General features: G+C 64.9%; 27 protein-coding genes. 14 read left to right on the top strand and 13 right to left on the bottom strand.

From position 1 onward, the window contains the following. Nucleotides 1–3: 3 nt before the first annotated feature. Nucleotides 4–204 (bottom strand): YdcH family protein, encoded by a 201-nt coding sequence (locus Q9246_RS07645; RefSeq protein ID WP_005666222.1) that lies wholly within the window; start codon nt 202–204, stop codon nt 4–6. A gap of 194 nt (nt 205–398) precedes the next feature. Here Q9246_RS07645 and Q9246_RS07640 point away from each other — a divergent pair, with 194 nt between their 5' ends. After that, the gene (locus Q9246_RS07640) at nt 399–1,196 is read left to right on the top strand and encodes a PP2C family protein-serine/threonine phosphatase (protein ID WP_306396682.1); all 798 of its coding nucleotides are present in this window, start codon (nt 399–401) and stop codon (nt 1,194–1,196) included. A gap of 150 nt (nt 1,197–1,346) precedes the next feature. Here the strand turns inward: Q9246_RS07640 and Q9246_RS07635 are convergent, their stop codons facing one another. From Q9246_RS07635 to Q9246_RS07610, 6 genes are all read right to left on the bottom strand, one after another. Further along, the gene (locus Q9246_RS07635) at nt 1,347–2,048 is read right to left on the bottom strand and encodes a hypothetical protein (RefSeq protein ID WP_306396681.1); all 702 of its coding nucleotides are present in this window, start codon (nt 2,046–2,048) and stop codon (nt 1,347–1,349) included. A 14-nt stretch (nt 2,049–2,062) separates the two neighbouring features. Continuing rightward, complete coding sequence (gene zapE / locus Q9246_RS07630; protein ID WP_306396680.1) at nt 2,063–3,160, bottom strand: cell division protein ZapE; 1,098 nt, start codon at nt 3,158–3,160, stop codon at nt 2,063–2,065. Between the two features lie 158 nt (nt 3,161–3,318). Continuing rightward, a complete protein-coding gene (gene lpdA / locus Q9246_RS07625; RefSeq protein ID WP_306396678.1) occupies nt 3,319–4,755 on the bottom strand; it encodes a dihydrolipoyl dehydrogenase in 1,437 nt (478 codons plus the stop codon). A gap of 199 nt (nt 4,756–4,954) precedes the next feature. Then, nucleotides 4,955–5,323 carry a PspC domain-containing protein gene (locus tag Q9246_RS07620; RefSeq protein WP_306396676.1) on the bottom strand — a complete coding sequence of 123 codons (369 nt, stop codon included), beginning with the start codon at nt 5,321–5,323 and terminating at the stop codon, nt 4,955–4,957. A 60-nt stretch (nt 5,324–5,383) separates the two neighbouring features. Then, nucleotides 5,384–6,637 (bottom strand): 2-oxoglutarate dehydrogenase complex dihydrolipoyllysine-residue succinyltransferase, encoded by a 1,254-nt coding sequence (odhB, locus tag Q9246_RS07615; RefSeq protein WP_306396674.1) that lies wholly within the window; start codon nt 6,635–6,637, stop codon nt 5,384–5,386. Between the two features lie 77 nt (nt 6,638–6,714). Next, complete coding sequence (locus tag Q9246_RS07610) at nt 6,715–9,570, bottom strand: 2-oxoglutarate dehydrogenase E1 component (RefSeq protein WP_306396673.1); 2,856 nt, start codon at nt 9,568–9,570, stop codon at nt 6,715–6,717. Between the two features lie 423 nt (nt 9,571–9,993). Here Q9246_RS07610 and Q9246_RS07605 point away from each other — a divergent pair, with 423 nt between their 5' ends. The 5 genes from Q9246_RS07605 to Q9246_RS07585 are packed head-to-tail and all read left to right on the top strand — an operon-like array spanning nt 9,994 to nt 14,333. After that, nucleotides 9,994–10,593 carry a PepSY-associated TM helix domain-containing protein gene (locus Q9246_RS07605; RefSeq protein WP_306396672.1) on the top strand — a complete coding sequence of 200 codons (600 nt, stop codon included), beginning with the start codon at nt 9,994–9,996 and terminating at the stop codon, nt 10,591–10,593. A 19-nt stretch (nt 10,594–10,612) separates the two neighbouring features. Then, nucleotides 10,613–11,125, top strand: a complete 513-nt coding sequence (locus tag Q9246_RS07600) for a DUF2271 domain-containing protein (protein ID WP_306396670.1) — start codon at nt 10,613–10,615, stop codon at nt 11,123–11,125. Nucleotides 11,126–11,149: 24 nt separating this feature from the next. Then, a complete protein-coding gene (locus Q9246_RS07595) occupies nt 11,150–11,971 on the top strand; it encodes a DUF4198 domain-containing protein (protein WP_306396668.1) in 822 nt (273 codons plus the stop codon). 5 nt (nt 11,972–11,976) lie between these two features. After that, on the top strand, nt 11,977–12,987 hold the full coding sequence (locus Q9246_RS07590; protein ID WP_306396667.1) for an FAD:protein FMN transferase: 1,011 nt from the start codon (nt 11,977–11,979) through the stop codon (nt 12,985–12,987). 2 nt (nt 12,988–12,989) lie between these two features. Beyond that, complete coding sequence (locus tag Q9246_RS07585; protein WP_422802382.1) at nt 12,990–14,333, top strand: sulfite reductase subunit alpha; 1,344 nt, start codon at nt 12,990–12,992, stop codon at nt 14,331–14,333. Between the two features lie 63 nt (nt 14,334–14,396). Here the strand turns inward: Q9246_RS07585 and Q9246_RS07580 are convergent, their stop codons facing one another. Further along, nucleotides 14,397–14,792 carry a KGG domain-containing protein gene (locus Q9246_RS07580; RefSeq protein WP_306396663.1) on the bottom strand — a complete coding sequence of 132 codons (396 nt, stop codon included), beginning with the start codon at nt 14,790–14,792 and terminating at the stop codon, nt 14,397–14,399. A gap of 231 nt (nt 14,793–15,023) precedes the next feature. Here Q9246_RS07580 and Q9246_RS07575 point away from each other — a divergent pair, with 231 nt between their 5' ends. The 6 genes from Q9246_RS07575 (at nt 15,024) to Q9246_RS07550 (ending at nt 19,147) form a co-directional block, all read left to right on the top strand. After that, entirely contained in the window at nt 15,024–16,529 is a 1,506-nt protein-coding gene (locus tag Q9246_RS07575) for an ATP-binding protein (RefSeq protein WP_306396662.1), read from the top strand. Then, on the top strand, nt 16,526–17,185 hold the full coding sequence (locus Q9246_RS07570; protein WP_306396661.1) for a response regulator: 660 nt from the start codon (nt 16,526–16,528) through the stop codon (nt 17,183–17,185). Before Q9246_RS07575 ends, Q9246_RS07570 begins: the two co-directional genes overlap by 4 nt. Before the next feature lie 62 nt (nt 17,186–17,247). Further along, on the top strand, nt 17,248–17,649 hold the full coding sequence (locus Q9246_RS07565) for a hypothetical protein (protein WP_306396659.1): 402 nt from the start codon (nt 17,248–17,250) through the stop codon (nt 17,647–17,649). 41 nt (nt 17,650–17,690) lie between these two features. Then, nucleotides 17,691–17,864: an oxidoreductase-like domain-containing protein gene (locus Q9246_RS07560; RefSeq protein ID WP_306396658.1), complete on the top strand. Its 174-nt coding sequence runs from the start codon at nt 17,691–17,693 to the stop codon at nt 17,862–17,864. Nucleotides 17,865–17,927: 63 nt separating this feature from the next. After that, nucleotides 17,928–18,392, top strand: coding sequence for a DUF421 domain-containing protein (locus Q9246_RS07555; RefSeq protein ID WP_306396656.1), 465 nt, complete (start codon nt 17,928–17,930; stop codon nt 18,390–18,392). 152 nt (nt 18,393–18,544) lie between these two features. After that, nucleotides 18,545–19,147, top strand: a complete 603-nt coding sequence (locus Q9246_RS07550; RefSeq protein ID WP_306396655.1) for a CHRD domain-containing protein — start codon at nt 18,545–18,547, stop codon at nt 19,145–19,147. Here Q9246_RS07550 and gluQRS read toward each other — a convergent pair. From gluQRS to Q9246_RS07525, 5 genes are all read right to left on the bottom strand, one after another. Then, nucleotides 19,119–20,054 carry a tRNA glutamyl-Q(34) synthetase GluQRS gene (gene gluQRS, locus Q9246_RS07545; RefSeq protein WP_306396654.1) on the bottom strand — a complete coding sequence of 312 codons (936 nt, stop codon included), beginning with the start codon at nt 20,052–20,054 and terminating at the stop codon, nt 19,119–19,121. The two genes, Q9246_RS07550 and gluQRS, sit on opposite strands and share 29 nt — an antisense overlap. 4 nt (nt 20,055–20,058) lie before the next feature. Then, entirely contained in the window at nt 20,059–20,550 is a 492-nt protein-coding gene (locus Q9246_RS07540; protein WP_306396653.1) for a nuclear transport factor 2 family protein, read from the bottom strand. Nucleotides 20,551–20,632: 82 nt separating this feature from the next. Then, nucleotides 20,633–21,040, bottom strand: a complete 408-nt coding sequence (gene rnk, locus Q9246_RS07535; RefSeq protein WP_306396652.1) for a nucleoside diphosphate kinase regulator — start codon at nt 21,038–21,040, stop codon at nt 20,633–20,635. A gap of 339 nt (nt 21,041–21,379) precedes the next feature. Further along, on the bottom strand, nt 21,380–21,733 hold the full coding sequence (locus tag Q9246_RS07530; protein WP_306396650.1) for a DsbA family protein: 354 nt from the start codon (nt 21,731–21,733) through the stop codon (nt 21,380–21,382). Between the two features lie 11 nt (nt 21,734–21,744). Beyond that, nucleotides 21,745–22,152: a thioredoxin domain-containing protein gene (locus tag Q9246_RS07525; RefSeq protein ID WP_306396648.1), complete on the bottom strand. Its 408-nt coding sequence runs from the start codon at nt 22,150–22,152 to the stop codon at nt 21,745–21,747. Nucleotides 22,153–22,311: 159 nt separating this feature from the next. Here Q9246_RS07525 and Q9246_RS07520 point away from each other — a divergent pair, with 159 nt between their 5' ends. Further along, on the top strand, nt 22,312–22,917 hold the full coding sequence (locus tag Q9246_RS07520; protein ID WP_306396646.1) for a peptidoglycan recognition protein family protein: 606 nt from the start codon (nt 22,312–22,314) through the stop codon (nt 22,915–22,917). Further along, nucleotides 22,911–23,342, top strand: coding sequence for a hypothetical protein (locus Q9246_RS07515; RefSeq protein ID WP_306396645.1), 432 nt, complete (start codon nt 22,911–22,913; stop codon nt 23,340–23,342). Before Q9246_RS07520 ends, Q9246_RS07515 begins: the two co-directional genes overlap by 7 nt. Nucleotides 23,343–23,388: the final 46 nt, after the last annotated feature.

Genomic DNA, 23,388 nt, shown 5'->3' with positions numbered 1-23,388 from the left:
GCTTCAGGCGGGGATATCGGGTACCAGCTGCATCTTCAGCAGCGTAATATGATCTTTGAGCTGCAGCTTGCGCTTCTTGAGGCGGCGCAGTTGTAACTGGTCGGCATGACCGTCCGCCGTCAACAGGGAGATCACGGCATCGAGGTCGCGGTGCTCCACATCGAGTTCGATAATACGGCGCTGGATGTCCTGGACGTCGGTCATGTTCACTGTTCCAAACAGTTCAAAATACAAGTGGTTGCGGGAAAGAATGGCGGACAGCGCCGGCCAAGTTGGGGCGCTCCGGATATTGCTACGAGGTTAACTTGCAAGCTGATGGCTTCTCGGTGCATAGTTTAATCGAGGCGGAGGTTGCCGCCAACAAAGTTTGGCGTTAGCGACCTGGAAAACACGGATTTATGACTTCATACAAGATCGAAGCGGGAACCGCGCAACACATCGGCAATCGCCCCCAGCAGAACGACCGCGCCGCCCTGTTCACCGGCGCCCGCGCGCCGGGCTATATGCTGGCGGTGCTGTCGGACGGGGTCGCCAGCGCGGCCGGCGCCGACCAGGTGCTGCACACGGCGCGCCAGGTCTTCGATACCTTCAAGCCCGGCGAGCGGCCCACCATCGAGCGCCTGGAGCAATTACTCCACGAAATGATCAGCGAAGCCCACACGGTGATCAAGATGAATGCCGTGGCCGGCCAGACCGAGATCCACGCCAGCTTCGTCGGCCTCGTGATCAGCCCGCACGGCGAAGCGGTCTGGGCCCACGTCGGCGATTCGCGCCTCTACCGCTTCGAGCATGGCAAGTGCGCAGTGCGCACCGGCGATGCAGCCTATGTCGAACACCTGGTCGCCAGCGACCGCCTGCCGCCCGACGCAGCGCGTAATCACCGCCGCTCCAAGCTCTTGCTCAACCTATTGGGCAATAGCCGCAAGGAGCCGTTCGTCACCACCGGCAGCCATACCGGCCTGGCGGCGGGTGACGGTTTCCTGCTCTGCTCGGACGGTCTGTGGCATTTCTTCACCGACGCCGAACTGGCCGCCGTGACCGCCAGGGCCACGCCGCGCCAGGCGTCCGAAATGCTCATCAACAAGGCCGCCGAACGCTCGCAGGGCAAGGGTGGCAATTGCACCATGGCGATCGTCAAACTGGTCAAGCCGGCGCAGGATGGATCGTTCGCCGGCCCGAGGTCGTCGCTGGATTGACAACGAACGCCATCGTGAACCCATTGCGCTCGCCCGTCATTCCCGCGCAGGCGGGGATCCAAGTCCCATGAGCAGCCACTGGAGCGAAAGCAGCCTCTCTGCGAGCACACTTGGATTCCCGCCTGTGCGGGAATGACGTGGTTACTCACCTTAGTTGGTCGGGATCGTGGTCGGCGCCGGCCCGTTGCCGTTCGCCTTCTTCGCTTCCTCGGCCGCGCGCCGGGCCGCCTTCGCTTCGCGTTCGGCCACGCGGCGCGCCACTTCCTTCTGGCGTTCTTCCGACTTGCGAACGCGCTCTTCATAGGCCGCGACATTGGCCGCGCGTTCGGCCGCGTCCTGCTCGGCGCGCGCCGCGTTTTCCTGGGCGCGCTGCTGGCTGCGCACCACGCGCGAATCGCCGGACTTGGCGCGCGGCGGCGGCAACTCGGTGCTGACCGGTTCCCTCACCGGCGGCGGATTGGCCGCCAGCTCGGCTTCTTCCCGGGCATACGCGGCCTCGGCCTCGGCAATCGCCTTGTCGCGCTCCTCGACCTTCAGGCGGCGCAGGTAGAGCGAGGCCTCGATCTCGATCGCGCGCTGTGTGACCAGGGCTGCACGCCGCACTTCGCGCGCTTCGTCCAGGCAGCGGTTGACGAAGAACTTGTCGTAGCAGACGATCTCGCGGTCGGCAAAGCGCGCCTCGATCGCGGCGCGCTCCGCGGCGACTGCCGCCAGGCGCTGCTCGGCCTGCTCGGGCGAGGTGGTCGGCGCGGGCGGCGTTTCCTCGGGCACCAGATCGGTGCTCGAGCAGGCGCCCAGCAGCAGGGCGAAGGCAGCCATCGCGGTCACGCGCAGCATCGGATGTCTTGTCATGGTGTTCCTTTCGATCATGCAATGGCGTCGGCCGCGCCGCGCCGTTCGGCGAGCAGGTACTCGCGCGACTGCATCTCGATGATACGCGATACGGTCCGGTGGAATTCGTTCGCCAGCTGGCCCGTGGTGTACAACTCTTCGGGCTCGACCGCGGCCGACATGATCAGCTTGACCTTGTGGTCATAGAATACGTCGATCAGCCAGGTGAAGCGGCGCGCCTCGGACGACTGGGCCGCCGACATCGCCGGGATGCCGGACAGGACCACGGTATGGAACTGGCTGGCCAGTTCCAGGTAATCGTTCTGCGAACGCGGGCCGCCGCACAGGGTGGCGAAGTCGAACCAGATCACGCCGCCTGCCTTGCGCAGCGCGCGGATCTCGCGCTTCTCGATATGCACGATCGGCGTTTCGTCGGCGGTATCGGCCACCTTGGCATAGGCCTCGCGCAGCGCCTTGTCGGACGCCGCGTCGAGCGGCATGTAATAAGCCTCGACCTGCTCCAGCGCGCGCTTGCGGTAGTCGTTGCCGGCGTCGACATTCAGCACATCGAGCTTTTGCTGCAGCAGCGCGATGGTGGGCAGCATGCGGTCGCGGTGCAGGCCGTCCGGGTACAGCGTCGACGGCTCGTAGTTCGAGGTCATCACGAAGCTCACACCATTGTCGAACAGGGCCTTGAGCAGGTTGTACAGGATCATCGCGTCGGCGATGTCCGAGACGTGGAATTCGTCGAAGCAGATCAGGCGGTATTTCTTGGCGATGCGCTTGGCCACTTCGTCGAGCGGATCGGCCACGCCTTTCAGCTCGTCCAGTTGGCCGTGCACGGCGCGCATGAATTCGTGGAAGTGCAGGCGCGTCTTGCGCACCACCGGCACCACCAGGTAGAACGAATCCATCAGGAAGGATTTGCCGCGCCCTACCCCGCCCCACATGTACACGCCTTTCGGCACGTCGGGACGGTTGATCAGGCGTTTGAAAGCGGACGACCGCTGGGCCTTGTAGTGGACCCAGTCGTCGTACGCCTGTTGCAGGCGGTCGACCGCCATCTGTTGCGCCGGATCGGACCTGAAGCCGCGCTCGGTCAGCGCGTGTTGGTAATACTCTTGGACGTTCATAAGGGAGAAACCATGAACGTGGGGTGGACGGCTCTGCCGTCCACGCGTCCAACGATCTTCTGCGCACCACGTTCGCGGCAATGCAGGCGGGTGTTGAACGCGTGGACGGGGAACCCGTCCACCCCACGGTTTTCTTGAGCCTGTTGAAAGGCCAGGATTTAGAAGTTCAGCGAACGCTTGTCCACCGCCAGCGCGGCTTCCTTGGTCGCTTCCGACAGCGACGGGTGCGCGTGGCAGATGCGGGCGATGTCTTCCGACGAGGCCTTGAACTCCATCGCGACCACGGCTTCCGAGATCAGCTCCGAGGCCATCGGGCCGACGATGTGCACGCCCAGGATTTCATCGGTCGTGGCATCGGCCAGGAACTTGACCATGCCCGAGGTGTCGCCCAGCGCGCGCGCACGGCCGTTGGCCATGAACGGGAAGGTGCCGGCCTTGTACTGCACGCCTTCGGCCTTCAGTTGCTGCTCGGTCTTGCCGACCCACGCGATCTCCGGCGAGGTGTAGATGACCCAGGGGATGGTGTTGAAGTTGACGTGGCCGTGCTGGCCGGCGATGCGCTCGGCAACCGCCACGCCCTCTTCTTCGGCCTTGTGCGCCAGCATCGGGCCGCGCACGACGTCGCCCACTGCCCACACGCCCGGCAGGCTGGTGCGGCATTCGTCGTCGACCACCACGAAGCCGCGCTCGTCGAGCTGCAGGCCGACGGTGTCGATGCCGAGGCCGTTGGTATTCGGCACGCGGCCGATCGAGACGATCAGGCGGTCGAAGGTGACCTTCTGCTCGGCGCCGGTCGAATCCGCGTATTCCACGGTGACGTCATTCGCGCCCTTGGTGATCGCGCCGATCTTGCAGCCCAGGTTGATCTTCAGGCCCTGCTTCGTGAACAGCTTGTGCGCTTCCTTGGCGATCTGCTCGTCGACCGCGCCGAGGAAGGTCGGCAGGCCTTCCAGCACGGTGACGTCAGCGCCGACACGGCGCCACACGCTGCCCATTTCCAGGCCGATGACGCCGGCGCCGATCACGCCCAGCTTGCCTGGGACGGCTTCGATCGCCAGTGCACCGGCGTTCGACAGGATCAGTTTCTCGTCGAACTCGGCGCCCGGCAGCTGGCGTGCGTTCGAACCGGTCGCGACGATCACGTTCTTCGCAGTCAGGGTATCGGTGGTCGGGCCGCTCACGGCGATGGTGTAGCCGGCGTCGCCCTCGGCCTTGCCGGCGAAGGCGCCGCGGCCGTGGAAGAAGGTGACCTTGTTCTTCTTGAACAGGAACAGGATGCCGTCGTTGTTCTGCTTGACGATGGTGTCCTTGCGCTTGAGCATGGTCGGCAGGTCGAGCTCCAGGCCCGACACCTTGATGCCGTGGTCGGCGAAGGCGTGGCCGGCGTGCTCGAAGTGTTCCGACGATTGCAGCAGCGCTTTCGACGGGATGCAGCCGACGTTGGTGCAGGTGCCGCCCGGGGCAGGCTTGCCGGCGGCATTGCTCCACTCGTCGATGCAGGCAGTCTTGAAGCCCAGCTGGGCCGCGCGGATGGCGGCGATGTAACCGCCAGGACCGCCGCCGATCACGACGACGTCAAATTGTTTATCGCTCATTACTTGAATTCCTTGTTAAGTCGGATGCGTGCCCAGTCGGCCCGCTTGCCCCGCACGTCGTCCCCGCGAAGGCGGGGACCCAAGTTAATTTGCACAGTCGCAGCCCTTGAAGCAAGTGGCTACAGTGAATACTTGGGTTCCCGCCTCCGCGGGAACGACGTGCTGGTGATCGTGGTTACCAGTCACGCATCGAACATGTTTATTCTTCCGGAATGAATACCCACAGCAGCAGGTAAATCACGACGCCGAAGCCGAAGGTCAGCACGAACAGCGCGAAGATCAGGCGCCACACCCACGATTCAAGACCGTAGGTGCGCGCCAGGCCGCCGCACACGCCGCCCAGCCAGCGGTCGACCCGCGATCGGCGCAGGCCGCTCAGCAGGTCGTCGCGGTGCTGGTCGAAGGAAATCCGCTCCGAGGAGGTGGACTCCTTGAAGGATGGCTCCTTGCTCAGGCTCACGGTCGAGGCACCCGACAGGATGCGCGCCTTGGCCTGCTCGTATTCGGCATCCGACAGCGCGCCGGCCTGGTGCAGCTCGTGCAGCCGCTTGATTTCGTCTGACAGCATCGCGTTCTCCGGCAAACAGCAAGCCGGCGCCGCTATCGCAGCGCCGGCACGTGGTGAGAATTACAGGTCCAGCAGCAGGCGGGCCGGATCTTCCAGCGCGTCCTTCATCGCGACCAGGCCCAGCACGGCTTCGCGGCCGTCGATGATGCGGTGGTCGTACGACATCGCCAGGTAGTTCATCGGACGGATGACGATCTGGCCGTTCTCGACGACGGCGCGGTCCTTGGTCGCGTGCACGCCCAGGATCGCCGACTGCGGCGGGTTGATGATCGGGGTCGACAGCATCGAGCCGAAGGTGCCGCCGTTCGAGATCGAGAAGGTGCCGCCCGACAGGTCGTCCAGGGTCAGCTTGCCTTCCTTGGCTTTCTGGCCGAACTCACCGATCTTCTTCTCGATTTCGGCGATCGACATCTGGTCGGCGTTGCGCAGGATCGGCACCACCAGGCCACGTGGCGAACCGACGGCGATGCCGATGTCGAAGTAGCCGTGATAGATGATGTCGTTGCCGTCGACCGAGGCGTTCAGGATCGGGTATTTCTTCAGCGCGGCGACGGCGGCCTTGACGAAGAAGGACATGAAGCCCAGCTTGACGCCGTGTTCTTTCTCGAACTTGTCCTTGTACTTGGCGCGCAGGTCCATGACCGGAGCCATGTTCACTTCGTTGAAGGTGGTCAGGATGGCGTTGGTCGACTGCGATTGCAGCAGGCGCTCGGCGATACGGGCGCGCAGGCGGCTCATCGGCACGCGTTCCTCTGGACGGTCGCCCAGGTTGGCTGGCGCAGGAGCAGCGACTTGCTGCAGGGCTGCTTTCGGCGCTGCGGCAGGTGCGGCGGCTGGTTTGTTGGCAGCGGCGGCCAGGGCGTCGCCCTTGGTCACGCGGCCATCGCGGCCCGAACCTTCGACGTTCGACGCCGACAGGTTGTTCTCGGCCAGGATCTTGGCGGCGGCCGGCATGGCGACACCAGCTTTCGACTGGTCTGCTGCAGGGGCAGCGGCCGGCGCGGCTTCGATCGGTGCGTTCGGCGCTGCCGACGGGATGGCCTTGACCGCGATCGGGCTGGTCTGCGCCGAGGCTTCGGTATCGATGATCGCGATGACTTCGCCGGCGACGACAGTCGCGCCGTCGGCCTTCAGCAGTTGCACGATCACGCCGGCGCCTGGGGCCGGCAGTTCCAGGACCACCTTGTCGGTCTCGATGTCGATCATGTTTTCGTCGCGCGAGACGGACTCGCCGACTTTCTTGTGCCACGACAGCAGGGTCGCTTCAGCGACGGATTCCGACAGGACGGGGACCTTGACTTCGATTTGTGCCATTTTTTAAAACTCCAGTAATTATTCTTTGCAAGTACCCCCGCGCACGGGACGCGGGGGTCGTGGTTTTACTTTGACTATTACTTAGTCAGGATGAAACCCTTGAGCTTCGAGAACGCGGTCTCCAGCAGTTCTTTTTGCTGTGCGACGTGCTTGTCCGCATAACCGACTGCCGGCGAAGCCGACGCGGCGCGGCCAGCGTAGGACAGGCGCTGGCCATCTTCCATGCCTTCGAAGATGTTGTGCTGGATCTGGAACCACGGGCCCTGGTTCTGCGGCTCGTCCTGCACCCACACCACTTCGGTCGCGTTCGGGAACTTTTTCAGTTCGGCCGCGAACGACTTGTGCGGGAACGGGTACATCTGCTCGATACGGATGATGGCCGTATCGCCGGCGCTGCGCGCCTTGCGGGTGTTGACCAGGTCATAGTAGACCTTGCCCGAGCAGACCAGCACGCGCTTGACCTTGGCGGCGTCGATCTTGTCGTCGCATTCGCCGATGACGGTCTGGAAACCGCCCTTGGCCAGGTCGGTCAGCGGCGAACCGGCATCCTTGTTACGCAGCAGCGACTTCGGCGTGAAGATCACGAGCGGCTTGCGGAACTGGCGCACCATCTGGCGGCGCAGCAGGTGGAAGATCTGGGCCGCGGTGGTCGGCTGCACCACTTGCATATTGTTGTCGGCGCACAGTTGCAGGAAGCGCTCGATACGGGCCGACGAGTGTTCCGGACCCTGACCTTCGTAGCCGTGCGGCAGCATCATGACCAGGCCCGAGGCGCGGCCCCACTTCACTTCGCCCGAGGCGATGAACTGGTCGATGACCACTTGCGCGCCGTTGACGAAGTCGCCGAACTGGGCTTCCCAGATCGTCAGGGTGTTCGGCTCGGCGGTCGAGAAACCGTACTCGAAGCCCAGCACCGCTTCTTCGGACAGCACCGAGTCGATCACGGTGAAGTCGGCTTGATTGTCCGAGACATTTGCCAGCGGCAGGTAGATGCCCTGGTCCCAGCGCTCGCGGTTCTGGTCGTGCAGCACGGCGTGGCGGTGCACGAAGGTGCCGCGGCCGGCGTCCTGGCCCGACAGGCGGATCGCGTAACCCGAGGCCAGCAGCGACGCGAAGCCCAGGTGTTCGCCCATGCCCCAGTCGAGGTTCATCTCGCCGCGGCCCATGGCGGCGCGGTCGGCCAGCACTTTGTCGACCAGCGAGTGCGGCTTGAAGTTCTCCGGCACCTTGGTGATGCGTTCGGCCAGGCGCTTCAGTTCGGTGATCGGCACCGCGGTGTCGGCGGCGTCGGTCCACTTCTTGTTCAGGAACGGCGCCCAGTCGACGGCGTACTTGCCCTTGAAGTTGGTCAGCACAGGGTCGACCGTGTGCTTGCCGGCGTCCATGGCGTCGCGGTAGGCCGCGACCAGCTTGTCGCCGCCATCGGCCTCGATGGTGCCCTGCGCGGCCAGCTTCTCGGCGTACAGCTTGCGGGTGCCCGGGTGCTTGGCGATCTTCTTGTACATCAGCGGCTGGGTCAGCGCTGGCGTATCCTGCTCGTTGTGGCCGAGCTTGCGGTAGCAGATGATGTCGACCACGACGTCCTTGCCGAACTCGGCGCGGTAGTCGAGCGCGATCTGGCTGGCCAGCACGACGGCTTCAGGATCGTCCGCGTTCACGTGCAGCACCGGTGCTTCGATCATCTTGACGACGTCCGAGCAGTACAGGGTCGAGCGCGCATCGCGCGGATCCGACGTGGTGAAGCCGATCTGGTTGTTGATGACGATGTGGACGGTACCGCCGGTGCCGTAGCCGCGGGTCTGCGCCAGGTTCAGGGTTTCCATGACCACGCCCTGGCCGGCGAACGCAGCATCGCCGTGCACCAGGATCGGCAGCACTTCCTTGCCCTTCTTGTCGCCGCGGCGCTGCATGCGCGCCTTGACCGAGCCTTCGACGACCGGATTGACGATCTCGAGGTGGGACGGGTTGAATGCCAGCGACAGGTGGACCGGGCCGCCCGGGGTCGAGATATCGCTCGAGAAGCCCTGGTGGTATTTGACGTCGCCAGCCGGCAGGTCGTCGGCGTGCTTGCCTTCGAATTCTTCGAACAGGTCGGCTGGGCTCTTGCCCAGGGTATTGACCAGGACGTTCAGGCGGCCGCGGTGGGCCATGCCGATCACGATTTCCTGGATGCCTTTTTCACCGGCGCGCTGGATCACTTCGTCCATCGAGGCGATGAACGATTCGCCGCCTTCCAGCGAGAAGCGCTTGGCGCCGACGTACTTGGTGTGCAGGTAGCGTTCCAGGCCTTCGGCCGCGGTCAGGCGCTCGAGGATGTGCTTTTTCTTCTCGGCGCTGAAGGTCGGGGTCGAGCGGATCGATTCCAGGCGTTCCTGCAGCCAGCGCTTTTCGGTCGGGTCGCTGATGTACATGAACTCGGCGCCGATCGAACGGGTATAGGTATCACGCAACATGTTCAGGATGTCGCGCAGCGGCGCGGTTTCCTGGCCAAAATAGGTGTTGCTGATATTGAAGACGGTGTCGAGGTCGGACTCGGTGAAGCCGTAGAAGGCGGGGTCGAGTTCCGGCAGTGGCGGACGTTCCTGGCGCTGCAGCGGGTCCAGGTTGGCCCAGCGCGAACCGAGGTAGCGGTAGGCGGCGGTGATCTGGGTGACGGCGACGCGCTTGCGGCCCAGTTCGGAGTCGGCGGAAGCGACGACGGTACGGATCGGGCCCTGCTTGGCGCGTTCCGCGAACGAGGCGACGACCGACGAATGGACCACGTCGGGGCGGTTCGAGCCGTCGACTGCCGGCACGTGCTGCATCTGGTCGAAGTAGGCGCGCCAGTTTTCGGGCACCGACGTCGGGTTGTCCAGATAGGCCTCGTACAACTCTTCCACGTACGGGGCATTGCCGCCGAACAGGTAGGAGTTGGCGTTATATTGTTGCATCATTCTTGCTCACCTTTCTTTTCGCGCTTCGCGAGATTTGGGCGGGTTCATTAAAACCTTCCGCGACACGGCCTGACCGGTTAGCGGATTGCACTTCAAGACATCAAGTTGTGGGGAAGGACTGTTCGGTACCAAAATACGTGTGCAAAATCCTGCCAATTTGCGCACATTATTGTAACGCATGATCTTGACAGAGGCAGACCGACTTCCAAGAAATTATTTATTACAAAATGTGTCCCTGTATGTCTCTCTTTTCGTCGGTATTTCGACAATCCGCGTATCGTTGAGTTGACCATGTAAATGATAATCGTTATCATTTATTGCATGTCTTCCTCCGCAACTCCCCACAAAAATAAAGCCGAACCCGTCAATACTGCCGCCGCCAGGTCGCCAGCTGGGGCCGTGTTGCCCGGTGCAGGCCGCGCCATGTACCTCAAGCAGTTGCATCAATGGCATTGGATCAGCTCGGCCATCTGCCTGATGGCCATGCTGCTGTTCAGCTTTACCGGCCTGACCCTCAACAACGCCACCCTGATCGAGGCCAAGCCGGTCGTCACGCGCATGAAAGCCACGCTGCCCGAGCCGCTGCGCGTCCAGTTGGAGGCCTACGCCGCGGACCACGTCGACGCCGAGGTGCCGCTGCCGAGCGAGATCGCCGACTGGACCAATGGCGCCTTCCCGGTCGACGTGCGCGGCAAGCGCGCCGAATGGACCGAAGAAGACGCCTACGTCGCCCTGCCCCGCCCCGGCGGCGATGCCTGGCTGCGCATCGCGGTCGACGGCAGCGCCGAATTCGAACAGACCGACCGCGGCTGGATCTCGTGGCTCAACGATATGCACAAGGGCCGCAACACGGGCGCGGTGTGGAACTGGTTCATCGACATCTTTGCCGTGGCCTGCGTGGTGTTCTGCATCACCGGCTTCCTGATCCTGAAGTACCACGCGGCCAAGCGGCCGTCGACCTGGCCCGTCATCGGTTTCGGCATCGTGCTGCCGATCGTGCTGGCCCTCCTGTTTGTCCACTGAACCTGAGAGAAGACCAAGAATGAAACTGTCCCACTCGCTCGCCCTTACGCTGCCGCTCGCATCCGGCTGGGCCACGGGCGCCGACCTGTCCGTGAAATTCGACGTGCCGCAGCTGAACGTGGCTGAATACCACAAGCCCTATGTCGCGATCTGGATCGAGAATGCCGATCAAAGCATCGCCTCCAACCTGGCCGTGCTGTACGACGTCAAGATGAAAGAAAAGGGCGGCGAGAAATGGGTCAAGGACTTGCGCACCTGGTGGCGCAAGGCGGGCCGCGACGCGACGTTGCCGATCGACGGCGTCAGCGGCGCCACCAAGGCGCCCGGCACCCACACCATGAAGTTCGCCGGCGCCAAGTACGGCATCGATAAACTCCCGGCCGGCGATTACACGCTGGTGGTCGAAGCGGCGCGCGAAGCGGGCGGGCGCGAAGTGGTCAAGGTGCCGTTCAGCTGGGCGGGCAAGGGCAAGCTGGCGGCGAACGCCGCTGGCAAGGAAGAGCTGGGCGCCATCGCGCTGCAGATCCAATAACTACAAACACACTAGGAGAACTCCATGCAGAACAACCGTTATGTCAAAGCCGCGATCGTTGGCCTCATGCTCGCCGGCGCCTCGGTGACCGCCCACGCCCACCGCGCCTGGATCCTGCCGAATACCGCGATGGTCGACAGCAAGGAAGCCTGGGTCACGATCGATGCCGCGATCTCGAACGAAGTGTTCGAGTTCAACCACCACCCGCTGCGCCTGGACAATCTCACCATCACCGATCCGGACGGCGCCACGTCCAAGGCCGAAGGCGCCGTGGTCGGCAAGTACCGCAGCACGCTCGACCTGCGCCTGCCGAAGGATGGCACCTACCGCCTGGCGATCGTCAACAACAACCTGATGGGCAGCTACAAGCTGAACGGCGAGACCAAACGCTTCCGTGGCGCCGCGGGCAGCCCGGCAGTGGCGATCCCGGCCGGCGCCACCGAGGTGCAGACCACCGCCGTCCATTCGCGCAATGAAACCTTCGTCTCGGCCAACAAGCTCAGCGACACCGCGCTCAAGCCGAGCGGCGAAGGCCTCGAAATGATCCCGCTGACCAATCCGTCCGACCTGCGCGTGGGCGAACCGATCCGCGTGCGCTTCCACCTCGACGGCAAGCCGATCGCCAACCTGCCGTTCAGCATCGTGCAGGGCACAGTCAAGTACCGCGGCTCCTCGGGCGAGCAGCGCCTGACCACTGACGCGAAAGGCGAAGCCTCGTTCACCGTCCCGGCCGCGAATATGTACTGGCTCAGCGCCAACGCGCCTTTCGGCGAAGGCAAGGAAAAACCGCAGCCGGGCGCCAAGCGCTACAGCTACGCGGCCACGCTCGAAGTCCTGCCGCAATAAGCCGCATGCGCGACGTTCTCGTTCCGCTCGAAGTCGACATGGCGCTGCCGCCCGGCGGCAGCACCTTGTTTTCCGCCGCGGGCACTGCCATGGGCACCACCTGGTCGGCGCGGCTGATGCTGCCGCCGGGCGCCGGCGGCGCCGCCGTGGAGCGCGCCCTGCAGGGCGAACTGGACGAGATCGTGGCGCAGATGAGTCACTGGGAGCCAGACTCCCTGCTGTCACGCTATAACGCGGCCCCGGCCGGCAGCTGGCATGCGCTGCCGCCGCACTTTTTCGAAGTCGCGGACTACGGACTGCGCGTGTTCGAGGACAGCGGGGGCGCCTACGACCCGGCCGGCGGCCTCTTGGTAAACCTGTGGGGCTTCGGCGCCATCCGGCGCTACGACCAGGACGGCTTCCATGCGCCGGGCGCGGTCGCGATCGGCACCGCCCTGGCGCAACGCGCGCTCAGCCAGCCGGTGCTGGACCGCGCGGGACGCCGCCTGCTGCAGCCGGGCGGCGCCCTGCTCGATTTTTCTTCCATCGCCAAGGGCTATGCGGTCGACTGCATGGCGCGCTGCCTGGAACGGCGCAGCGTGCGCCACTATGTGGTCGAAGCCGGCGGCGAGTTGCGCGGCGCCGGGACCAAGGCCAATGGCGAACCGTGGTGGGTCGAGGTCGAAAGCGTGCCCGATGCCGACGCAGCCGAGCGCCAGACCGTGATCGCCCTGCACGGACTGGCGATCGCCACCTCGGGCGACTATCGCCGCTACTATCAACACGGCGCCCGGCGCGCCGCGCACACCCTCGACCCGCGCAACGGCTATCCGGTCGCCAACGGAGTCGCCTCGGTGACGGTGCTGGCGCCGACCTGCATGGCGGCCGATGCGCTGTCCACCGCGCTCACCGTGCTGGGGCCGGAGCAAGGCCTGGTCTTCGCCGAGGCGCGCGGCATTGCGGCGCGCTTCCTGGTGCGCACGCCGTCCGGCCTGGCCGAGACCACGTCGAGCGACTGGCGCTCGCTATTACAGTAACCATCATGTTGACGATCGAACCCCTGCGCTGGGGCGGCGCGCTCGCGCTGTCCGGCGCCTATCTCGCCATGTGCCTCGGCTTCTGGCGCAGCAGCCTGGCGCGCACCCGCCCCGCCGGCGGGGCGGCCGACTGGCTCGTGGTCCACGCGAGCCAGACCGGCAGCGCCGAATTCCTGGCCGAACGCACCGCGGTCACCCTCGCCCTGGGCGGCCTCGATGCGCGCGCCGCCTGCATGTCGACCGTGGATGGCGCGCAACTGGCCGCCGCCTCGCGCGTGCTGTTCATCTGCAGCACCTATGGCGAGGGCGATGCGCCGGACACGGCCGCGCGCTTCGCTGGCCACACGATGGCCAAAGCACTCGACCTGTCGCAGTTGCACTACGGCGTGCTGGCGCTGGGCGACGCTACTTACACCAATTACTGCGGCTTTGGGCGCGCACTCGACGCCTGGCTGCTTGCACGCGGCGCGACGCCGCTGTTCGAGCGGATCGACGTCGACCGCGGCGCGCCCGAATCGCTGGCCGCCTGGCAGCACCACCTGAGCCACCTGGCCGGCACCAGCGACGCACCCGACTGGGAAGCGCCGGCCTACGGCGAATGGCGCATCGCCAGCCGCGTTCACTTGAATCCCGGCAGCGTCGGCGCGCCGCTGTACCGGATCGCGCTGCTGCCGCGCGATGGCGACTTGCCCGCCTGGGAAGCTGGCGACCTGGCCCAGGTCAGTTCCCCGCTCGACCCGGACCGTCCACGCGAATACTCGATCGCCTCGGTGCCGGGCGAAGGCAGGCTCGAGCTACTGGTACGACTGCAAACGCGCGACGACGGCACGCCGGGCGCGGCGTCCGGCTGGTTGTGCCTGTGTGCGGACGGAAACGACACGATCTCCTTGCGCTTGCGTGCCCATGCCCGCTTCCGGCTGGGGACGAATGCGGCGCGGCCGCTGATCGCGATCGGCAATGGCAGCGGGCTGGCCGGGCTGCGTTCGCTGCTCAAGGCCCGGATCGATGCGGGCGTTAATGCCAACTGGCTGCTGTTCGGCGAGCGCAATGCGGCCCACGATTTCCTGTGCCGCGATGAACTGGAAGCATGGCGCGATGGCGGCGCGCTGGCGCGGCTCGACCTGGCGTTTTCGCGCGACGGCGGGCAGGCACGGTATGTGCAGCACCTGATCGGGGTGCACGGTGACGAACTGCGGCGCTGGGTCGCCGATGGCGCGGCAATCTATGTCTGCGGCAGCCTGCAGGGCATGGCCGGCGGCGTGCACGATGCGCTGGTGTCGGCGCTCGGCATTGCCACGGTCGAGGCCATGATGGCCGATGGACGTTATCGGCGCGACGTGTACTGAGCTAATATGAAAACCGCCGGCAATGCCGGCGGTATCGATCAACCTTGCCGTATCAGGACGGCGTCAACGGTTGTCGTTCTTGTGGCTTTGACGCCCGGCTTCGGCATGCTGCTCCGGTGTGCCGCCCTGGACGCCCTTCTGCTGACCAACCTGGTTGCGGCCGCTTTGCTGGCTGCCCTGGTTCAGGTTGCTCTGCTGGCTATCCTGGCGGCCGCTCTGCTGGCTGCCCTGGTTCTGATTGCTCTGCTGGTTGTCCTGGCGACCGCTCTGCTGGTTGCTCGACCCATGCGAGGCGCGGCCGCCCTGGCTGGCGATTTCACGCTGGCGTTCCGGATCCATCGATGCAAAACCTTGCTTGCCGCTACCTTGGTTCCCCTGATTGCCGCTCTGGCTATTGCCTTGCTGCTGGGTGTGCTGGTTGTTGCCTTGTGGGTTGTTGTTTCGCGAATTGTTTGCCATGATTAACTCCTATCTTCGTGAACAAGTGTCAGGCATTGCTGACTCGAGGAACTCCATCGTAACGACCCATCAGCGTCCTGAACACCCAAAACCGGCAACGGTCCTGTAGGACCATGCCTTGCTGGCCTACCCGCCTGGACTGGCACACAGAGAGAAAAATTCGATATTTATTTGCCAGTTTATAGAATGATAATTGTTTAAAATAGAAGCAATACAGAAGAAGTGGGCTAGATGAAAGTAGGAATTGGCCATCGCCTGCTCATTGCCGTCCTGCTCGCCATTCTCACGGTGGCTGGCGCCGGAGTCCTGTTGCTGCGCCAAAACGTCCTCGACAGCTTTGGCGACTATGCCGTCGCGATCGAACTCGACCGATTGGATGGGCTGTCGAACGCGCTGGCGCGCCAGTATCGTCACCGTGGCGGCTGGACCTTCATTCCTGGCGGAGATGCGCGGCGCGGCTGGATCACTGACGAACTGTCGCGCTTGCGAACTACGCGCGTGACGGCGCCGGTGGCGCCGGTCGACCCCGCACCACCCGTCGCGCCGGCGCCTCCCGCACCGCCGGCTCCGCCGATGCCGCCACTGCCGCCACTGCCGCCGCCAGCCGTGCCCGTGCCCGGCGCGCCGGCCGGCGTCACCCAGGACCTGCACGAGCGCGTTACCCTGCTCGACGACGCCGGCCGTTACCTCGCTGGCCGCGCACCAGGCACGCTACCGCTGGCGCGGCGTCCGATCGAGGTCGACGGCCGCACGGTCGGCTTCCTGGGCGTCGCGCGCAGCCACCGGCCGAGCGATGCGATGGCCTACGCCTTCCTGGACCAGCTGCAGCGCAGCCTGTGGCTGATCGGCGCCGCCGCCATCGTGCTCAGCGCGCTGGCCGCGACCCTGCTGGCGCGCCACTTCCGGCGTCCGATCGACCACCTGGCGCGCGGCGCCGCCACGCTGGCGGCGGGTGACTACGGCGTGCGCCTGCCGCAGGAGCGCAGCGACGAGCTGGGCGACCTGGCGCGCCACTTCAATGTGCTGGCCGAGCGCCTCGACCAGGCCGAAACGGCGCGCCGGCAATGGGTGGCCGACACCTCGCACGAGCTGCGCACGCCGCTGGCCGTGCTGCGCGCGCAGCTGGAAGCGATCCAGGACGGTGTGCGCCAGGCGACGCCGGAAACGATCGACGCCATGCGGCGCCAGGTGCTGTCCCTGAACAAGCTGATCGATGAACTGTACGCGCTGGCGCGGGCCGACGTGGGCGAGTCGACCGTCCAGCGCCATGCGCTCGACCTGTGGACGTTGGCCGCAAGCGAAGCCGGCGCCTTTGCGGATCGCTTCCGGCAGGCCGCCATCGCGCTCGAGCTGGCGCCCTTGCCGGCGCCGGCCATGGTCCTGGCCGATCCCGACCGCATGCGCCAGGTGCTCGCCAACCTGTTCGAGAACTGCCTGCGCTATACCTCGGCCGGCGGCGCAGTGCGCCTGGCCGCACGCGTTGGACACGGCCAGGTGGTCCTGATGCTCGACGACAGCGCGCCGGGCGTACCGGACGATTCGCTGGCGCGGCTGGCCGAACGTTTCTACCGGGTCGACCCTTCGCGCAGCCGCGCGCATGGCGGCGCTGGCCTCGGCCTGGCCCTGTGCCGGCGCCTGCTCGAAGCGCAAGGCGGCGCCCTCGCCTTCGCCCACTCGCCGCTGGGAGGGCTGCGCGTGACTGTATCGCTGCCATCGATCGCAAAGGAAGACGCATGAGCACCGACATCATGATCGTCGAGGACGAACCGGAGCTGGCGTCCATCATCGCCGACTATGCGCGCGCCGCCGACTACCAGCCGACCGTGTTCGGCGATGGGGCCGAAGCGCTGGCGGCGATCCGCCGGGCGCCGCCGTCCCTGGTGGTGCTCGACCTGATGCTGCCCGGCCTGGACGGCCTGGCGCTGTGCCGCGAAGTGCGCGCGTTTTCCAGCCTGCCCATCATCATGGTAACGGCGCGGGTGGAAGAAGTCGACCGGCTGCTGGGGCTGGACACGGGCGCCGACGATTACCTGTGCAAGCCATTCAGCCCGCGCGAGCTGATGGCGCGCATCAAGGCGATCCTGCGCCGCGCCGGCAACGTTGCGGCGCCCGCGTTCACCCTGGACGCCGCCGCGCGCCGCATCGCGCTCCACGGCCAGCCGCTGGACCTGACGCCCAGCGAATACGCGATCCTGGCGGCCCTGGCGCGCCATCCGGGCCAGGTGCTGTCGCGCGCGCAGTTGCTGGACGCGGCCAGCGCCGACAATCTCGAAGCCAACGACCGCGCCATCGACAGCCACGTCAAGAACCTGCGGCGCAAGATCGAGGCCGTCGCCCCCGGCCTGGAGGCGATCCGCTCGATCTACGGGCTCGGCTACCGCTGCGACCTGTAGCCTCCATTTTTTCTCCACATTCGGGATGCAGCATGTGTTCATCGCCACCGAGGAGAACCACAATGAAACGAACCATCCCGCTGATCCTGGCCGCCATGCTCACGCTCGCCGCCACCGCCACCGAAGCCGCCGTCCACTACCGGTGCGAGGCCGCGCGCGGCAAATGCCCGAAACCGCCGGTCCCGCCCGTGCCGCCTGCACCGCCGGCGCCGCCAGCGCCGCCAGCGATCGCCGGCCATGCGGCGCCCGTCCCGCCAGCCATCGCTGCGCCGCCGGCGCCGCCCGCCCCGCCCGAAGTCGACCTGCCGGGCATCCCGGACGCCTTCCACGCGGCCTGCGCCGGCAAGGCTGATGGCACCAGGCTGAACCTGACGATGCGTCCCGACGAAGGCATGGGCGGCGTGTGCGAGGAAGAAGGCGGCAAGATGGTGTTCCAGCTACGCAGCTACCACCGCGCCGATTGAGTGGGGTCGACGCCTGGCGCGGCATCCACTATGCTGGTTCCATGAGCACGACCGATCCATCCACGCCCCGTCCGCTGCCACCCGTCGCCCCCGAACTCGAGGACTGCTGCCGCAGCGGTTGCAGTCCTTGCGTGTTCGATCTCTACGAAGACGCATTGGCGCGCTACGAGGCCGCGCTCGCGGCCTGGGAAGCGGCGCAGGCGGCGTCCAAATGAAAGCCATTTTGTTAGCAACTTGAATACAATGAGCCGAACCGTGCCATGTTTGCGGAGGGCCCCATGTTCAATCTCGATCTTCCCTGGTGGGAATTAATTGCGCGCGGCGCGATCGTGTACTGCGCGCTGCTGCTCATGATGCGCCTGTCCGGCCGCCGCACCGTCGGCCAGTTCACGCCGTTCGACCTGCTGGTGGTCATGCTGCTGTCCGAGGCAGTCTCGAATTCGATGACCGGCGGCGACGAATCGCTGTTCGGCGGCCTGATCATCGCGGCGACCCTGGTGGCGCTGACCGTGCTGTTCGCCTTCGTGACGTCGCGCAGCAAGAAACTCGAAGAAATCATCGAAGGCAGCCCGGTGCTGATCGGCCGCGACGGCGTCTTCTTCGACAAGGTCATGAAGCGTTGCCGCCTGTCCGAAAGCGATGTCGAGGAAGCGCTGCGCGAAGCCGACTGCCCGAGGCCCAAGATGAAGTGCGCCTTCCTCGAGGCCGATGGCCGGATCAGCATCCTGAGCAATCCGCAGTAGCCTGCAGCCTCTCTCTTGCCTGAATTGCCGAGATTTCTCGGCGGCCTTTGATCACCCGTATGGTGTGGGCGTGCCACTCCCGCTGTGCTAATTTTTTGGCATCGCCGCCGATCGGTGGCGTGATTGGATTCTTTCCTAATCAGGAGGTAGCCATGAAGCGTGCACTCACCGTGTTAGCGCTGGCCGCGTCGACCCTGGTCGCCGCCGCCAGCCAGGCCGCGCCGGTCTATTACCGCGCGGTTGCCAGCGGCCCCGCCGAAGACATTCCCAACGGCTCGCCGGGGTCGAGCGTCGCGGCCTTCGAGATCGACGACATGATCCTGCGCGCGGAAGTGCCGTTCCGCGACCTGTCCAGCCCGACCATCAGCGCGCACATCCACTGCTGCACGGTGGATGCCTTCCGTGGCGTATCGCCGGTCGCCGTTCCCTTCCTCGACTTCCCGCTGCAGGTCACGGCCGGCGCATATTCGGCGGTGTTCGACCTGGGCGATGCATCGATCTACGATCCGGCCTTCCTGGCGGCCAATGGCGGCACGCCGCAACTGGCGAGCGGCGCATTGATCGATGCGTTCAACGGCAACCAGGCCCATGTCAACATCCATACCGAACGCTACACGGCCGGCGAAATCCGTGGCTTCGCGGTGGCGGCCCCGATTCCGGAGCCGGGCACCTGGGCGATGATGGGGATGGGGCTGGGTGTGCTGACACTGCTGTCGCGGCGGCGCTTCAGTCTGCAGCCGCAGCCAATCGTGTAGGCCAGGCGGCTGCGCGCCGCGCCAGCAGGCGGCCCCAGGCCGGGATCGCCGCCTGCCAGAAATCGTCGCGCGAGCGCGGCGGCGCCTGGGCCAGGTCGAGGTCCAGGTCGAGGAAGCGTGCGGACTGCACCAGCGCCGCGACGGCGGCGGATTCGTCGCCCGCCGTCACCGCCAGCGCACCGGTCTGCTTCGACAGCTTCTCGCCATTGTCGTTGCGCACCACCGGCACGTGCAGGTAGCGCGGCGTCGGCACGCCCAGCAGGTGTTGCAGGTAGATCTGGCGCGGCGTGGAATCGAGCAGGTCGGCGCCGCGCACGACGTCGGTCACGCCCTGCCCGGCATCGTCGACCACTACCGCCAACTGGTAGGCCCAGAAGCCGTCGGCCCGCTTCAACAAAAAGTCGCCCGAGTCGTGCGCCAGGTGCTGCGTGACCTGGCCTGCGAAACGGTCCGTGAAGCTGATCTCATCGAGGCCGGTCTCGGGCACGCGCACGCGCAGGCTGCGCATCTCGCGCCCCGGGGGCAGGCCGTGGCGGCAGGTGCCGGCATAGATCGCCGCGCCATCGGGCGCGAAGCCCAGGCGCGAATCGGCGATCTCGCGCCGGTTGCAGCCGCAGGGATAGGTATTGTCCAGGATGCGCTCGGCCGCCGCCTGGTACAGGTGCTTGCGCCGGCTCTGCCAGACGATCTCGCCATCGGCATGCATGCCCAGCGCATCCAGCAGTTCCAGGATGCCCTCGGCGGCCCCTGGCACGCTGCGGCCTTCGTCGATATCCTCGATGCGCACCAGCCAGGCGCCGTCGTGCCAGCGCGCGTCGAGATAGCTGGCCAGCGCCGCCACCAGCGAGCCGGCGTGCAGCGGGCCGGTGGGAGATGGGGCGAAGCGGCCGATAAAGGGTTGTTTCACAGGCTTATTTCTTGGCCTTCTTCTCGTGGTCGGCAATGATACCTGTCACCTGATCGACCACTTCATTCGGCACCGCGACCGACAGCTGGTAGTGGACGATCTCGAAGCCCTTGGCCGTCTTGCGGATCACGCCGCTGGCCATCGCATGGCCCATATTCTTGGTATCGAGCAGTTCGTCGAACCAGATCAGCGACTTGTCGGCCGAAGCATAGACATTGCGGCGGGTCGCCTTGAACGTCCAGGCGGACTTCGCATCGAAATACTTTTTCGACCAGGCCTTGAACTCGTCGCGGGTCCACAATTCCGTGCGATCGGTGCCGATATAGACGCCGTCCTTGGCGATCTTGTCGAAGTAGGCCATGCGGGTATTGGCCGCATCGTCGTGCCATTCGTCGACGAAGGCATTGACCTGCTTGGTCAGCGCGGCATCGGTGGCGGCGCTGGCGATGCCGATGAGGCCCAGGCACAGGAAGCAGGCGGTCAGGAAGCGTTTCACGGAAATCCCTTCGATAGAATGTTGTGAGCGCGGTTATTGTACACATCGAACTGTGCAAGCAAAGCGCCGCGCTCACACCAATCTATCGGTGCAGCTCCCCTGCCCGCTCCGGCTGATAATCGATCTCGAGCACGGTCGCCTCGAAGGTGCCGCCGCCCGGACGCTCCCAGGCAATGCTGGCGCCGACGCGCAGTCCCAGCAGGGCCGTGCCGACCGGTGTCAGCACCGACAGTTGCTCGCCGCTGTCCTTCATGTCTTTCGGGTAGCTCAAGGTCATGGTCACGTCTTCGTCGGAACCGGCGAAGCGGAAGCGCACGCGCGAGTTCATGGTGACGACGTCGGGTGGCATCTCCCACGGCTCGACCATTTCTGCACGCCCGAGTTCGTTCAACAGCGCGTCACGCGCATTGGCCTGGGCGGCGGGAAGGCGGTCGAGGATGCGTTCGAGACGCTCGAGATCGAGCCAGGATACGACGATGGATGGTTTCATATGTACTCCACAAAATGGACAAGCAGTCCAATGAACGATGACGAGGCCGCATGATCGATGCGGCGAATTCTTTGAATGGAGGCGGCCCGGGAGGATGGGCAGGCGCTGGCCTGCCGTGCTTCCTCACCGAGCCCGGGAAAGCCGGGCGAGGTCGAGGCTGGAAAGGTGCGCCGCTCGGCGCATTGCCTCGCCCGCACGCACGCCACCTGTGCTCAGGGGCAGTACGGCAACGGCTTGTGGCGGGCGGGTCTGGTTCATGGCGGGCAGCGAAAGCGATAAGCGCAGTATAGCCCTACCAGTTGTCCAGTCAACCGGCGGTCGGTCTGGACGATGGCTTATTTACTTGCTGGCCGCGGCCTTGCTGACGAGCGCGTCCAGTACCTGGCCGGTGGCCGTCATCAACTGGCCCACGTCCTGGATCTTGTTGGCCTGGCGCACCGCATCGGGCGACACGACATATTTGCCGTCGATGACCACCGTCGGCGTGCCACTGACCTTGTAGGCATCGGCAAGCTGCGACAGGCGCTTGAGCCTGGTCTGCACGCCGAACGAATTCCAAGTTTCGAGGAACTTGGCCTTGTCGAGGCCATTGGCCGCGGCCCAGGCGATGATGTCGTCGTCCTTCATCAGGCGCTTGCGCTCCACATGCACGGCGCGGAATACGCGGTGGTGGTATTCGTCGAGCTTGCCCATCGCTTCCAGGGTCAGGAACAGGCGAGCTTCCGGATCGAGCGGNGGCGCTTGCGCTCCACATGCACGGCGCGGAATACGCGGTGGTGGTATTCGTCGAGCTTGCCCATCGCTTCCAGGGTCAGGAACAGGCGAGCTTCCGGATCGAGCGGGCCCTGGAACGGCAGCGGAATGCGGCGCATCACGATATTGTCGCCCTGCTTCTTGGCCCAGTTGACCAGCGTCGGTTCGAAGGCGTTGCAGGCGCCGCAGTGGTAGGCGAAGAACTCGATCACCTCGACCTTCTTGCCACTTACCTGGGTGGCCTGGGGCTTGGCCAGGGTGGTGAATTCGGCGCCGTTGCGTGGGTCGGTCGGCGACGCATGGGCGAAACTGGCAACTACCAGTGCAGACGCTAGCAGGGCAAAACGCGTGAAGCGCATATATTTCCTTAAACAAATGGATGAGGGCGAGATTAGAACGACTTCATGAGTACACCGGCAACATATACACATCAGGAATACTGCGCAAGAACAAGACGTCAGAAGCACCATTGTTCCAAGCTCAGTGTCGTCAAATAATTGCTATAGAACGAGGTGAAGATGCTTCATGTGAACAGTCATGGCTACATCCTCAGCGCACGAGTGAAACTAGCTGCGCGCCCTATGATCGAGCGCGGCGTTTTACAGAGAATTCGCGGAATCATCGTTCACCAGACCGGTGCGGCAACCGGTGCCTCGAGCTTGAGTAGCTATACAATGAAACACGCGAACGGTGCCCATTTCTTGATCGACAAGGATGGGACAATCTACCAGACCGCGTCACTGCTACGACAAACCTCGCATGTGGGCAGACTTCGCGCACGCTGCGTTGCCGAGTACCGTTGTACTCCGACCGAGCTTCAGACACTGAAGCGCTTTAACCCAAAGGCCGAACATCGGATGGAGATGGCGAAGGACGTGCCACAGCGCTATCCATCGAACGAGGACAGCATCGGGATCGAGATTGTTGGTACCGTGGTCGTCGCCAAAGGCCAGAACCCGGCTGAACACGGGGTCTATGAAACGGTAAGTGCGCAGCAAAACGCCTCGCTTCGCTGGCTGGTCGCCGAGATCACCTCGACTTATGGCATATCGATGACCGAGATATTCAGGCATCCGGTCGTCTCCCGCAAGAATCCGACTGAAGCCAAGAGCGCATCATGGTGATCGCTTTATTGATTTTTGCGTTAACGGCAGGCACGTCAGTAACAGCAAATGGAAGTTCTGATACGGAACCGAACCTGCGCCGAACACATCTTGCACCGATCAGCGCCATCACGATCCGGAGTAACGGAGCGACATCGCCGGTTGCTGGCGAACCGACAGAAGTGTGTACGGACTTCATGCTCAGCCATCAGGAAATCCGTGCGTACATCGGCAAGGCGTCCGAAGTCGCCGAGCACGATTTCCACCATATGCTCGACTGGTCGCCCTGCCATGCGAGCGGAGAGGTGAGCTTCAAGAACGGCGTCACTGGTACCTGGGCAATCCAGCGATACCGCGCCGGCTCGCTGACGCTGAGCGACGGCCGAACCTTGTACCTGTACTGCCCGAGATGCCAGGCGAAAGCGTTCCCGCCAGTGGACAAGTAACCGGCAGTGCGCCAAGAAAAAAGCGGGCCTTAGCCCGCTTCCTGAT

Origin of the sequence: Telluria beijingensis, from assembly GCF_030770395.1 — a bacterium.
GTDB classification, from domain to species: domain Bacteria; phylum Pseudomonadota; class Gammaproteobacteria; order Burkholderiales; family Burkholderiaceae_D; genus Telluria; species Telluria beijingensis.
The sequence above is the reverse complement of the archived record's forward strand: the minus strand, read 5'-3'. Positions and strand labels throughout refer to the sequence as shown.